The 11,734-nt window shown below is 37.0% G+C and carries 14 protein-coding genes; 1 reads left to right on the top strand and 13 read right to left on the bottom strand.

Annotated features, from left to right (window positions below; translation table 11 throughout):
- Window position 1 precedes the first annotated feature (1 nt).
- The 7 genes from J2X77_RS12105 to J2X77_RS12075 all read right to left on the bottom strand — a co-directional run bounded on the left by J2X77_RS12105 (window position 2) and on the right by J2X77_RS12075 (window position 6,972).
- A complete protein-coding gene (locus J2X77_RS12105; RefSeq protein WP_209579073.1) occupies window positions 2-544 on the bottom strand; it encodes an inorganic diphosphatase in 543 nt (180 codons plus the stop codon).
- Between the two features lie 7 nt (window positions 545-551).
- The gene (locus J2X77_RS12100) at window positions 552-1,202 is read right to left on the bottom strand and encodes a DedA family protein (RefSeq protein ID WP_209579072.1); all 651 of its coding nucleotides are present in this window, start codon (window positions 1,200-1,202) and stop codon (window positions 552-554) included.
- A gap of 142 nt (window positions 1,203-1,344) precedes the next feature.
- A complete protein-coding gene (locus J2X77_RS12095) occupies window positions 1,345-1,761 on the bottom strand; it encodes an HIT family protein (RefSeq protein WP_209579071.1) in 417 nt (138 codons plus the stop codon).
- A gap of 240 nt (window positions 1,762-2,001) precedes the next feature.
- Window positions 2,002-2,475, bottom strand: coding sequence for a transcription elongation factor GreA (gene greA, locus J2X77_RS12090; protein ID WP_209579070.1), 474 nt, complete (start codon window positions 2,473-2,475; stop codon window positions 2,002-2,004).
- A 144-nt stretch (window positions 2,476-2,619) separates the two neighbouring features.
- A complete protein-coding gene (locus J2X77_RS12085; protein ID WP_046674214.1) occupies window positions 2,620-3,318 on the bottom strand; it encodes a response regulator transcription factor in 699 nt (232 codons plus the stop codon).
- Between the two features lie 102 nt (window positions 3,319-3,420).
- Window positions 3,421-5,079, bottom strand: a complete 1,659-nt coding sequence (locus J2X77_RS12080; protein ID WP_209579069.1) for a sensor histidine kinase KdpD — start codon at window positions 5,077-5,079, stop codon at window positions 3,421-3,423.
- Window positions 5,080-5,091: 12 nt separating this feature from the next.
- Window positions 5,092-6,972, bottom strand: a complete 1,881-nt coding sequence (locus tag J2X77_RS12075) for a S9 family peptidase (protein ID WP_310080945.1) — start codon at window positions 6,970-6,972, stop codon at window positions 5,092-5,094.
- Between the two features lie 177 nt (window positions 6,973-7,149).
- Between J2X77_RS12075 and J2X77_RS12070 the strand changes: the two genes are divergently transcribed.
- Window positions 7,150-7,440, top strand: a complete 291-nt coding sequence (locus J2X77_RS12070) for a DUF4286 family protein (protein WP_209579067.1) — start codon at window positions 7,150-7,152, stop codon at window positions 7,438-7,440.
- Between the two features lie 20 nt (window positions 7,441-7,460).
- On the opposite strand, the gene J2X77_RS12065 is transcribed toward J2X77_RS12070, so the two are convergent.
- The 6 genes from J2X77_RS12065 to J2X77_RS12040 form a co-directional block, all read right to left on the bottom strand.
- The gene (locus J2X77_RS12065; RefSeq protein ID WP_310080943.1) at window positions 7,461-7,889 is read right to left on the bottom strand and encodes a DUF983 domain-containing protein; all 429 of its coding nucleotides are present in this window, start codon (window positions 7,887-7,889) and stop codon (window positions 7,461-7,463) included.
- 31 nt (window positions 7,890-7,920) lie between these two features.
- Window positions 7,921-8,184, bottom strand: a complete 264-nt coding sequence (locus J2X77_RS12060) for a hypothetical protein (RefSeq protein WP_293937652.1) — start codon at window positions 8,182-8,184, stop codon at window positions 7,921-7,923.
- A gap of 27 nt (window positions 8,185-8,211) precedes the next feature.
- On the bottom strand, window positions 8,212-8,913 hold the full coding sequence (locus J2X77_RS12055; protein WP_209579065.1) for an RluA family pseudouridine synthase: 702 nt from the start codon (window positions 8,911-8,913) through the stop codon (window positions 8,212-8,214).
- Between the two features lie 87 nt (window positions 8,914-9,000).
- Window positions 9,001-10,005, bottom strand: coding sequence for an MlaD family protein (locus tag J2X77_RS12050; protein WP_209579064.1), 1,005 nt, complete (start codon window positions 10,003-10,005; stop codon window positions 9,001-9,003).
- 5 nt (window positions 10,006-10,010) lie between these two features.
- Window positions 10,011-10,784, bottom strand: a complete 774-nt coding sequence (locus J2X77_RS12045) for an ABC transporter ATP-binding protein (RefSeq protein ID WP_209579063.1) — start codon at window positions 10,782-10,784, stop codon at window positions 10,011-10,013.
- A 6-nt stretch (window positions 10,785-10,790) separates the two neighbouring features.
- Window positions 10,791-11,549: an ABC transporter permease gene (locus tag J2X77_RS12040; RefSeq protein ID WP_209579062.1), complete on the bottom strand. Its 759-nt coding sequence runs from the start codon at window positions 11,547-11,549 to the stop codon at window positions 10,791-10,793.
- Window positions 11,550-11,734: the final 185 nt, after the last annotated feature.

The raw sequence follows: 11,734 nt of genomic DNA, 5'->3' as shown, positions 1-11,734 counted from the left end.
GTTATTTGTTAACAAATTCTGTTTTGTACAATTCGATAGCCTCAATCAAGATTCTTTGCGCTTCATCACGTCCCTTCACACCCTCAACAACGACATGCTTCTTTTCAAGCGCTTTATAACTCTCAAAGAATTGTACAATTTCTTTCATTGTATGCGGAGGCAACTGATCAATATCTTTAATGTAATTAAAAATAGGATCATTTTTAGCTACCGCAATAATTTTATCATCTTGCTCTCCACCATCTACCATATTCATTACGCCAATAACCTGTGCCTCAACTAATGTCAATGGTAAAATATCCACCGAACAGATGACCAAAATATCCAACGGATCTTTGTCATCGCAATAAGTTTGTGGGATAAAACCATAATTGGCAGGATAAACGACAGAAGAACTCATCACTCTGTCCAAAAGCAACAAACCAGTTTCTTTGTCTAATTCATACTTTCCTTTGGATCCGTTTGTAATCTCAATGATAGCATTTACGGCATTTGGCACATTCTCACCTGGAGAAACCATGTGCCAAGGATTTTGTTTACTCATTTTTTATTTACTGTATATTTTGTTTGTTTCTTTTATCCTTAATACGTTTTTTCAATAACGTTATGGCAATTGGCAAAAATGCAATGACAATCATACCAACTATCACATATTCTACATAATGAATAATACCAGGGAATTCGATACCTAGGAAATAACCTGAAAGCGTCAAAACTACCACCCAGATGGCAGCCCCTGAAACATTATATAGCACAAATTTTTTAAAATCTAATTTTACGACACCGGCAAAGATAGGCGCAAAAGTACGAACTATTGGAACAAATCTTCCTATAATTAAAGCGGTTCCACCATATTTGTGGTAAAATTCCTCAGCCATGACCACATATTTGCGCTTAAAGATGAAACTATCCTTTCGCTTAAATAACATCGGTCCCGCTCGATAGCCAAACCAATATCCTGTAAAATTACCTAATACCCCAGCGGTAAACAAGCCCAAACAAAGCGTGAATATATTCACGTCAATTTTATTCAGCGCGCAGAATAATCCAGCAAGAAATAATAAATAATCACCAGGTAGAAAAAATCCAAAAAATAGACCAGTCTCAGCAAATACAATGAGGATAACTAAATAAAACCCTCCTGAACTCAATAGCTCCTCTGGGTTCAATAATTGTTGAAATGACAACAAAAGTTCATGCATAACCTTTAGTAAAAATCAATGTTGCGTTCATTATTTAGAACAAATCCCACGCTTATTTCTGCACAATTTTGAAACAACAAAGTACAAATATAGCATTCTTCTAAAAAACCAACGTAAATCAAGTGTAATATAATCTTTCTAATTATTGATTTTGAGCAGTTATACTCACGATAGACTCGCGGATAGTGGTCGCAATCTGATGGAGTTCGTCCTCAGTTAAGCTCAATTTAGGTCCAGCAAAGTTTAAATCACTAATTTTATTAATAGGAACCAAATGTATGTGTGCATGAGCTACCTCTAAACCCACGACAGCTACACCAACTTTTACACATGGAATTACTTTTTTAATACCTTGAGCAACAATCTTAGCAAAGACCCAAAGCGCCATGTATTCGTCATCTTCGATATCAAAAATGTAATCTGTCTCTTTCTTGGGTATCACTAATACATGCCCTTTAGCTAATGGGCTGATATCCAAAAAAGCTAGAAAATCATTACTCTCAGCAACTTTGTAAGCTGGGATCTCTCCGGAAACGATTTTTGAAAAAATTGTCGACATATTATTCTAATCTTGGAATAAATCTTTTTAAAAAACAATCAGCAAACAACAGACTTAATCTACTAAGCCCTTGGTATGTCGGCGATTAAAGAAATCTAACTACCGCTTTTTCACACCCTGTAATTCCACTGTTCAACAAATATAAACAAAAAAGGTCGCGATTGCTACATCACGACCTTCTTAATATAAAGTTAATTTGTAGATGTGCGGTTATGGCATACCGCACATAACCGACATATATTACCTTGAAATATCTACGATTTCGAATTCAATTTTACCCGCTGGTACTTCTATAACAGCTGTATCGCCTTTAGATTTACCCAACAAACCTTGGGCAATAGGAGATTTAACAGAAATCTTACCTGACTTCAGATCTGCCTCTGACTCTGCGACCAATTGATAAGTCATTTCAGCACCATTCTTTTTGTTCTTTATCTTAACAATCGATAAGGCCAAAACTTTAGATGTATCCAATTTGGACTCATCAATTAAACGTGCCGTAGCCAATGTATTCTCTAAATTGGCAATTTTAGCCTCATGAAGCCCCTGAGCCTCTTTGGCCGCATCATACTCTGCATTTTCAGACAAATCCCCCTTGTCTCTTGCCTCTGCAATAGCATTGGCAATTTTTGATCTTCCTTCCGTCTTCAGATAAGCCAATTCCTCTTTAAGCTTACGCAATCCTTCTTCCGTAAAATAAGTTACTTCTGCCATAATTTTATTTTTTTTTCTTATTTTATACTTTTTAAAAAAGAAACAAGACCATATTTCCCTCTTCGGGAAACATGGTCTTGTTTCGAATCTATACGAAGATAATAATTGTTTTTAACAAAACAAACTCTTACCCGCTAATTATAATCAAATCTCCTCCTCGTCAACAAATTTATAGCCGAGTCCACGCACAGTCTGTAGATAATGTGGCTTGTCCGGATTTGTCTCGATCTTTTTCCGTAAACGAACCACATGCATATCTAAAGTACGCGTGTTGACATTTGAGCTATACCCCCACACAACCTCCATTAATTCTTCACGTGTAATCTCCCGCCCTAAATTCTGTAGGAAATGAAGTAAAATGCGGTTTTCCAAAATGGTCAATTCAACTTTCCTTCCGTCACGTATCAAGGAATGAATATTCGGATGATGTTCCGTCTGACCAAACTTGTACACTTCGGGACTGTTTTTCGGTAAGAAAAATTTCACCTTGTTATCGATCATCGCAATAAGCACATCCATATTGAAAGGCTTACTAATGTAATCAGTCACGCCAAAACTGTAAGCTTCAATTTTGTCCACATCTTGAGATTTAGCTGTCATCATGATGATAATATTCTCAAACCCCGCTTTGCGCACATCTTCACAGATCTCGTTGCCTTCTTTTCCTGGAAGCATCCAGTCCAGCAAAACAACATCGGGCCTTTTTTCCAAAATCAAACTTTCAGCTTCATTCCCATTTCCGCTTTGAATGACCTGATAGCCTTCGGATTCCAATCGATGTTTTACCAAGAACCGTAAGTTCTCATCATCTTCAATAACAGCAACAGTGATGTCTTTATTCATAAGTAAATAATTTGTCTTTTAAATGTCTTATGTAATATCCAGTTTATAACGATAAGTTTTCATGCTTTCTAAACATGGATATTTCATATTTAAATTTATTTTTTAAACCGGAAATACCAAGGTAAAGGTGGTTCCCTGTCCCAATTGGCTTTTTACTGTAATATCACCGCCTATAAATTCAGTAATCTCTTTACAGAAAGCCAATCCCAAACCAATACTTCCTTGCTGATTATATTGACTTTTTATTCTATAAAACTTTTTGAAGATGTTGTTAAACTCCGCCTTCTCTATTCCTATTCCTTCATCCTTAAAAGTGATAACAAAATTCTTCTTATTTTGTTGTATCGCAATATCCAATATTTTATGCCCCGCTTTAGAATATTTATAGGCATTATCAATCATATTTTGAAACACACTACTTAATAACACCGGATCAGCAAGCATTGATGTCCTTACATCAATTTTTGTGCTAATCTTGAAATCTGGATATTTTATTCTTGACGAAGCTACTAGATTTTCCGTAAACATCTTCAAGTCAACCTCTTCTTTATTTAATTTTATCGTTTTATTTTCGATCTGGCTAAAAGATAATAGCTTATTCATCAAGTTATTTAAACGATCTGCCTCCTGATCCAGTATATTTCCATACATTTTACGTTCTTCATCAGAGAGCACCTGCGCACTCTTAATGTTATTTCCAGCAATCTTAATCACACTCACTGGTGTCTTAAACTCGTGGGTAAGATTATTGATGAAATCGTATTGCAATTTAAAAAGTCTTCCGTTAATTTCTAAATTTCTATAAATTAAATATAGTATAGCAATTAAAATGATGTAAATCAACGATACGCCACCTAAAACAGGCCAAAAACTACGATTTATTTCTTTGGAAAGAAAGTTCTTGCTCGATCTAAAAAGGAGCTTATAGTCGGCCAGTGCTCCAGGTAAAGGCATCTCTGTTGAAATCTCGTCATTTTCAGGTGTGATAGGTGCACCTACCAAAGGAACAATCTCCACTTTCTCATAAAGATTAGAATAGCTATTTTTCACCTCCAGGAACATTGGATCGATCTGAAAATTAAACATATCCTGTTCGTAGCCAACGGTATGATCCAAATTACCTTCCATAATTGACTTATAGACAATTAAATCGTTGACCCTCGGAATATTGAGATAGGTAATCTGACCAGGTCTTATGGTATAAAAAACTTTTAAGATATCTTTATCAGAAAGTTTGGCATTCGGTTGCAATTTATCAATATACGTTGCCAACTTTACGCCGATATTATTGATCTCTTCAGAATGTAACCCCATTTGACCGCGATCTCGTATGGTATTTTTATGCAGCCCAGATCTGGAAACAGTAAAAAAAGTAATCGTTTTCGGTTGAATTCTGAGGTTATTAACGATAAAGCCATAATTTAAATTATGATCATTATTGAATTGTAAATCAAAAAAACCAATCTCTCTGACAAACGGATAAGAACTTAATATGCTGTAAGCATATTTACCCGCCTGAACAGAGTCCAAAAAACCTTGATAAAAAGAAACTTCAGGAATTCTATTTTGAAAAAAATCATTGAAAGGAACCAAAGTCTGATCAAATATCTCCGATTTTCTATTCGTAAATTCGTTTTTGATATGCGATTCTGTATAGCTACGAGAAAGAAATAAGGCAAATATATACAAGCCACTGATTACGATGAAAAACATCAACAGTAATCCGTAGTTCTTTCGATAGCTATATTTCTCTGCTTTCATAATCGCCAGCCTTTAGTCCACAAGATTTTTCGCCAAAAATCGCTCCAACTCATTATAATAACCAAAGACATTCTCATCGCGCTTAAAAGTTCTATCTTCATCCTCTTTCAGGATGTATTGCACTGGAATGTTATTATTCTTTAATTTCTGTACAAATTGATTTGCATCTGTCACCGAACTAAACCTGTCCTTTCCTCCTTGTACCAATAGTACCGGTATCTTTACTTTGTCTGAATGAAAGACGGGTGATATATTTTTGAATAATTCAGCCTCCCGGATCGGATTTCCAACGATTTGATACATTTTCTGTACATAAGATTTAAAATAGGGCGGTATATCTCTGAAGTACGTAAATAGATTGGTATAACCCGAATAAGACACGGCGCATTTATATAAATCAGAATTAAAGCAAGCGGCATGCAACGCCGAATAACCTCCAAAACCTTTCCCTACGATAGCGACACGTTCGCGATCAGCAATCCCCTCCTTAATTAACCATTTCACCCCATCGGTAATATCATCCTGAATCTTCCCCCCCCATTCTTTAAATCCAGCAGTCCAAAACTTCTTACCGAAACCTGTGGATCCCCTATAGTTCATTTGAAAAACCAAATAGCCCCTATTCGCTAAAAACTGTGCCTCATTATCGAAGCCCCAAACTTCACGTCCGTTAGGCCCATCATGAGGAAGGACAACCATAGGCAGGTTTTTGCGATTGGAATGTATAGGATAAGTTAAATAACCCGAAATCTGAATACCGTCTCTAGCAGTATAAGTGATATATTCATTTGGAGAGAGCTCCTTATCTTTTAAATCAGAATTATTATCCGCTAACTTTGTCAACTTTTGTGTCGAAAAATCATAAAAGTAAATCCCTCCAGGGTTGACATCGGTGTAGGTTTTAATGATAATCTTATTGCCTGAACTGTCAGTACTCAATACCTGATATTCAAAGCCATCAATCTGCTTCGCTAATTGATCGTACTTTTGTTTGGTAGTCTCATCAAAGAAATGTCTGTGCTGTCTCGAAGTGGTATAATTTACAAACAACAGCTTATTCTGTTCAGTAAAATATCCCCCAGAGCTCACGTCAACATCCTTGTGGCTAAAAAGTTCACCTAATTCTTTGTGATTTGCCAAATCATAGCTTATCAAAGCCAGTTTATCGCGGTCGACATTCGATAACGCATAGATGATAGCATTCGAATTATCCTTATAACCCAATGGTATAAAACTACTTTCAACATCACAGCGTATAATCTCCTTAAATGGTTCGTTATCGGAGCTTCGGTACAGTACCGATTGTTGAACAGAATCGTTGGCTACAGCCATTCGTACCTGACCATCATTAGATACCACCCAAGAACTCATATTTCCTGGATTTTGCAAAATCAACTCCCGGGGTCTTCCGTCTAAATAAATCCGATAAAGATCAAAAAATGAAGAATCTCGATCATTCATCGCCCCTATAAAACTATTGCCCCCGGTAGTCATGGCATGAATCCATCGAAACCGACCACGAATCGGCTTGATCAATGGCCAAATCTTCTCTGTATTGATATCGACCGCATACAAACGTAAACTGTCCTGTGCGGATTGCTCTGTCAAAAACGAAATTTTAGAGTTATCGTTCCATGCAAAAGATTTTACATTAATATCATTTTGATAAGTAAGCTGCTTCGAGCTATCCTGATGAATCAAATCTATCAAGTAAATATTTTTGCAATGATTGTCGAGACCGATATAGGCTATAAAGCGACCATTTGGAGAAATCTTAAAGTTTGATTTTTCAGGCTTAGAAAAAAATTGATTTATTGGAATAGGCTCAACATTATGGTGTTGACACCCCAACATGATCATGGTGGAAAAAAGTAAACCTATCCAAAATTTCATCCTCATAATCCCAAATGCATCCTTATCATATATTCCAAATATTGCAATTAAATACGAATTTTCATTCAATGCAACCTTATTTTTACAAGATATACCAATTAAATGTAATTTTCAAACTTCTCGCGCTTCCTCCGCTAAGAATCTTTTTTATAGTAGAAAAATAGCGTATTTTTGTCTATGTTTTTATACAATGTCTCTGTTATAGCAGAAGAAACAATCCATCAGGAGGTTGTTTCATGGATTCAGGATAATATCGTGCAATCCCAAAAATTTGAAGTGCATTTTCTGGAAATGCTTCAGTCTCCACACGAAGGTATGACCTACTGTATACAGGTTGTACTCCCAACAGAAGAACACATAGTAAACTTCCAGCAAGTGCATCTCATCCCATTGCAACACCTTATTTCGGAAGTATATAAAGACAAGGTTTTCCTTTTCGATAGTACGATGAAATACCTAAAAAAATAAAAGAGCTCTTGCGAGCTCTTTTATTTTTTTTCTTCGTTAACACCATGACCATCTTCACCGAGGTTCGCTTCATTCCTTTCACGTATCTCCAGCTCCAATTCATATCTCGGGTCATAACTAATTTTTGGCGTTAAAAAATGAAGCAAAATTAAGCGCGCATATCTAAAATTAAAAGGTGCAAAGATCAAAATGGTTACCGCAAGGCCAATCAGATAAAACCAGGGAGATTCGCTTCCTGTCAGAATTGCAATAGCAACCGATACAGTAACAATCTCAGCGACTGATAAAGCATAGCTCACATACATTGCAGCATAAAAATAACCAGGCTCGACCTCGTATTTAACACCACAATAGGGGCATATATCATTCATGTGCTGCTTGCGCAAGCTGTATACCTTTCCTACAAATACATCACCAATATGACACTTAGGACATTTGGAATGTATCATTGCATGGAATTTAGATGTAGGCATTAAAAATCTATTTTATTTCGTTTAAAAATTTTTTTGTTACAGGATTCTTCTTGCGGTATTTTTTATACCATAAATAGCCAAGTCCTGCAGCTGCCAGATAAGGTATGACCAGCAGAAACAAAATACCATCATTCAGCCCCTTTCCTTGCATATTTCCTTCCTTCGTTCCGTTCTCAGCGTTCAACGTACACATGGCACATTGTCCATAAGAAACAGATGCAGCTGAGCAGCTTAAGGTAAATATCAGGAGTAAATATTTAAACCATTTCATAGTACAAAGATACTGAAATTTTAACCACTACCCCGCCAAAGATTCAAATTTATCCCAAAAGCCATCTTTAGGCAATGAAGCAACCAATTCCATCTTATCTTTCTTGATTGGATGCGTAAACGCTAATGAACGAGAATGTAAGCAAATACTCCCCAAAGAACTACCTCTTGGATATCCATACTTATTATCACCAACAATAGGACAGCCCATAGCAGCGAGTTGGGCACGAATCTGATGGGTACGACCGGTCAGCGGCTCTACGCGCAATAAATAAAAACCATTTAATTCACCTACCAACGTATAATCTAACTCCGCATAACTTCCTCCCTTCACCTCGCGTGGAAACGCCTTGGTTACCCGTGTTTGTCTATTTCTGATCAGCCAATTAATAAGTTTCCCTTCGGTTTTTCGTGGTCGCTGTCTGACTATTGCCAAATAAGTTTTTTTCACCTCTCTATCCTGAAAAAACTTGTTCATCCGCTCAAGAGCCTTGCTCGTTTTGGCGAAAAGTATCATACCGCTTACCGGTCTATCTAAACGATGAATAACACCGACAAAAGCTTCATTTGGTTTATCATATTTCTTCTTTAAATACGCTTTCACCATATCTTCCATCGACATATCTCCCGTTTCATCAATCTGTACAATATCCCCCGCCTTCTTATTTATCGCTATGAGGTGATTGTCTTCGTAAATAACGTCCTTCTCTGCAATTTCAGTGTGATTCATATTTTCAATTCTTAACGGGCTCCCCCAATATGATTAAAAAAAGGCTCTACGCAAGCGTAAAGCCTTTTCATAGTTCTATCATTCAACTTACTTCGCTGTATCTGATTTAAGCAGTTCAGCCTTTTTCGCATCTTCTTTCATTTTCTTTTTGAAGAAACCGCGCAGTAGGAAATTATGCTGCAGCGCTTCCATATTTTCATCCAGCTTTGATGTACTCGAATTCAAGTTATTAATTGCTGATTTGATTTGATTTGCCGATTCAGGATCATTCAACAAAACACCCACTGCATTATCTTTATCATTTAATCGGCCCGAAGCGTTGTTCAAATTATTTATCAATGCATTTGCTGTCTGAGAAACCCCCTGTAATTGTGCTGCAGATTGCCGTAAACTAGAGAAAATAGCGGTATCAGTCGTCAAATCATGAATCAGTCCCTTATTACTATTTAAAGAATTTGTCAGGGTAACTAGATTTGCAGAAGCCTTATTTGCATTATTCATAGCAGCACTGATGGACAATAGTGTAGCACGTAAAGTATTCACCATGGAGGTATCCGTCAACATGGCACCAACCATTCCTTTGCCATCGGCCAATCCTCGTGATATCTCCACGAAGTCAGTGGTAATCTTAGCCAGGTTTTCATTGTTAACCTGCAATGTTTCCATCATTGCTTCCATATCTGCGGTTTTTGCTGAACGCAAAAAATCACCCGTTTCAACAGTAGGGGCATTCTGCGACCCTCCAGAGATAACAACAATCTTATTGCCGATCAATCCATCCGAGCCTAACTTTGTCACAGCGTCTTTCCGAATATACTCAGCAGATTTTTCCTCAATCGTTAATACCACCTCAACATCCTGCACGCTCTTAAAGTGGATATTCTTAATAATACCTACTTTGACTCCAGAAAACCATACATTACTTCCTACTTTCAACCCAGCGACGTCAGGAAACGAAGTCGTAATCTCGATATTTTTAGTAAATTTCTTTTGTTGGCTACCCAAAATGAAAATACCCGCCAATAAAATCAATACGCCTAAAAAAACAAAAACACCAACAATGATTGCTCTTTTATTTTCTGCCTTACTCATGTATATTATAGAATAAAATTATAATTATAAAACGCTCTTACGCGAGCGTCCTCTGTATCAAAAATCTCTTCAAAAGACCCCTGTCTCTCAAACTTACCGTCTAACAACATCACGATACGGTCTCCCACCTCTTTTGCACAAGCCAAATCGTGCGTGATAATAATTGATGCTGTTTTATATCTTTCCTGAACTTCGTTGATCAATCCATTAATGTCCAGACAAGTAATCGGATCTAATCCTGCTGTTGGCTCATCATACATCATGATTTCTGGCCTAAGAATCAACGTGCGCGCAATACCAATTCGCTTACGCTGTCCACCAGAAAGCTCCGATGGCATCTGATTGATGGCCTGAGAAAGTCCAACGCCATCTAACACCTCCTCTACAGCATGATCGATTTCAGATCGCGTCAAATTACGCTTATTACGAACCAACGGAAACTCTAGATTTTCACGTACGGTCATACTATCATAAAGCGCACTATTCTGAAAAGAAAACCCTATTTTTAGCCGTAATTCACGCAGTTCACGATCATTTAGTTCTGTCACAGAATCTCCGAGTACATTAATCGTACCTTCATCCGGCCTCAATAATCCTGCGATTAATTTGATTAACACAGATTTACCTGTACCCGAACGTCCTAATACAACAAGGTTCTCTTCTTTATATAAATCCAAATTAACGCCCCGAAGCACATGGTTATCACCAAAAGACTTGCTAACATTCCTTATTTCAATGACCGGCTTCGAATGGTCAATGCTTGATTGAATCTTTTCCATAGCTCACTATCCAAAGAACGATAAAATCTGAACAATAATTATTTCCTCAATAAAAACAAGGAACATCGACGCCACAACAGCCGCATTGGCAGCTTTACCAACACCCTCTGTCCCCTTGGAAGAAAAATAACCACAATAACAACTTACAGCGCCTATCGTAAAACCAAATATAACAGCACGCAACACCATAGCTCCTAAATCTTTAAATGCTATCGTTTCAAAAACCTGTGTAAAAAAACTCAAAAAGCTCAAGTCATCTTTACTCATCATACTGAGATAGCCACCTAAAAGACCGATGCCGGCAACATAAAAACAGAGCACCGGAATTCCGATCGTTGTAGCCAATATTCTACTTACAATAAGATATTTATAAGGATTGGTTCCAGAAACTTCCATGGCATCTATTTGCTCTGTAACATTCATCGAACTTAATTCCGCACCAATTTGAGACCCCACTTTGCCCGAAGCTATTAAAGCCGTAACTAATGGTGCCAATGCACGAACAATAGCGATCGAAATTAACGAAGGCAACATCGAAGTTGCCCCAAATTCCTCCAAAGAAGGACGTGATTGTTTTGTAAAAACAAAGCCCACAATAAATCCCGTTAAACTGATCAAAGGCAAAGATTTGTAGCCTATTTCATAGCACTGGCGGACAATTTCTTTGAATTCATATGGTGGAGTTACCAATTCGCGCCAAAACCGTAGCAAAAAACGGTGAATATTTGCGAATTCTAGAAAAAAAGTCTGAAGTTTTTTAGCCATTTAAATGATGTCTATTTCAAATTAATGTGTCTTAAAACACGTCTTATGCTGAACAAACACGTAGCAATTCGAGCGGTAAAGGTAAATAAAAATATGTATCTAAATTGTCGTTTATGTAAAAAGATCATCAATTTGACTTTCACATAAAAATAATCAGATTTCCAATGTACCGATTAAACCATTTT

This window comes from Sphingobacterium sp. 2149, from assembly GCF_031455655.1.
In the GTDB taxonomy this organism is placed as follows: Bacteria; Bacteroidota; Bacteroidia; order Sphingobacteriales; family Sphingobacteriaceae; genus Sphingobacterium.
Note: the sequence above shows the minus strand (reverse complement) of the source record. Positions and strands in the feature narration are given on the sequence as shown.

Coding starts and splice junctions, on each gene's coding strand:
- J2X77_RS12105 (WP_209579073.1), bottom strand. CDS start 544: ATGAGTAAACAAAATCCTTGGCACATGGTTTCTCCAGGTGAGAATGTG.
- J2X77_RS12100 (WP_209579072.1), bottom strand. CDS start 1,202: ATGCATGAACTTTTGTTGTCATTTCAACAATTATTGAACCCAGAGGAG.
- J2X77_RS12095 (WP_209579071.1), bottom strand. CDS start 1,761: ATGTCGACAATTTTTTCAAAAATCGTTTCCGGAGAGATCCCAGCTTAC.
- greA (WP_209579070.1), bottom strand. CDS start 2,475: ATGGCAGAAGTAACTTATTTTACGGAAGAAGGATTGCGTAAGCTTAAA.
- J2X77_RS12085 (WP_046674214.1), bottom strand. CDS start 3,318: ATGAATAAAGACATCACTGTTGCTGTTATTGAAGATGATGAGAACTTA.
- J2X77_RS12080 (WP_209579069.1), bottom strand. CDS start 5,079: ATGAAAGCAGAGAAATATAGCTATCGAAAGAACTACGGATTACTGTTG.
- J2X77_RS12075 (WP_310080945.1), bottom strand. CDS start 6,972: ATGAAATTTTGGATAGGTTTACTTTTTTCCACCATGATCATGTTGGGG.
- J2X77_RS12070 (WP_209579067.1), top strand. CDS start 7,150: ATGTTTTTATACAATGTCTCTGTTATAGCAGAAGAAACAATCCATCAG.
- J2X77_RS12065 (WP_310080943.1), bottom strand. CDS start 7,889: ATGATACATTCCAAATGTCCTAAGTGTCATATTGGTGATGTATTTGTA.
- J2X77_RS12060 (WP_293937652.1), bottom strand. CDS start 8,184: ATGAAATGGTTTAAATATTTACTCCTGATATTTACCTTAAGCTGCTCA.
- J2X77_RS12055 (WP_209579065.1), bottom strand. CDS start 8,913: ATGAATCACACTGAAATTGCAGAGAAGGACGTTATTTACGAAGACAAT.
- J2X77_RS12050 (WP_209579064.1), bottom strand. CDS start 10,005: ATGAGTAAGGCAGAAAATAAAAGAGCAATCATTGTTGGTGTTTTTGTT.
- J2X77_RS12045 (WP_209579063.1), bottom strand. CDS start 10,784: ATGGAAAAGATTCAATCAAGCATTGACCATTCGAAGCCGGTCATTGAA.
- J2X77_RS12040 (WP_209579062.1), bottom strand. CDS start 11,549: ATGGCTAAAAAACTTCAGACTTTTTTTCTAGAATTCGCAAATATTCAC.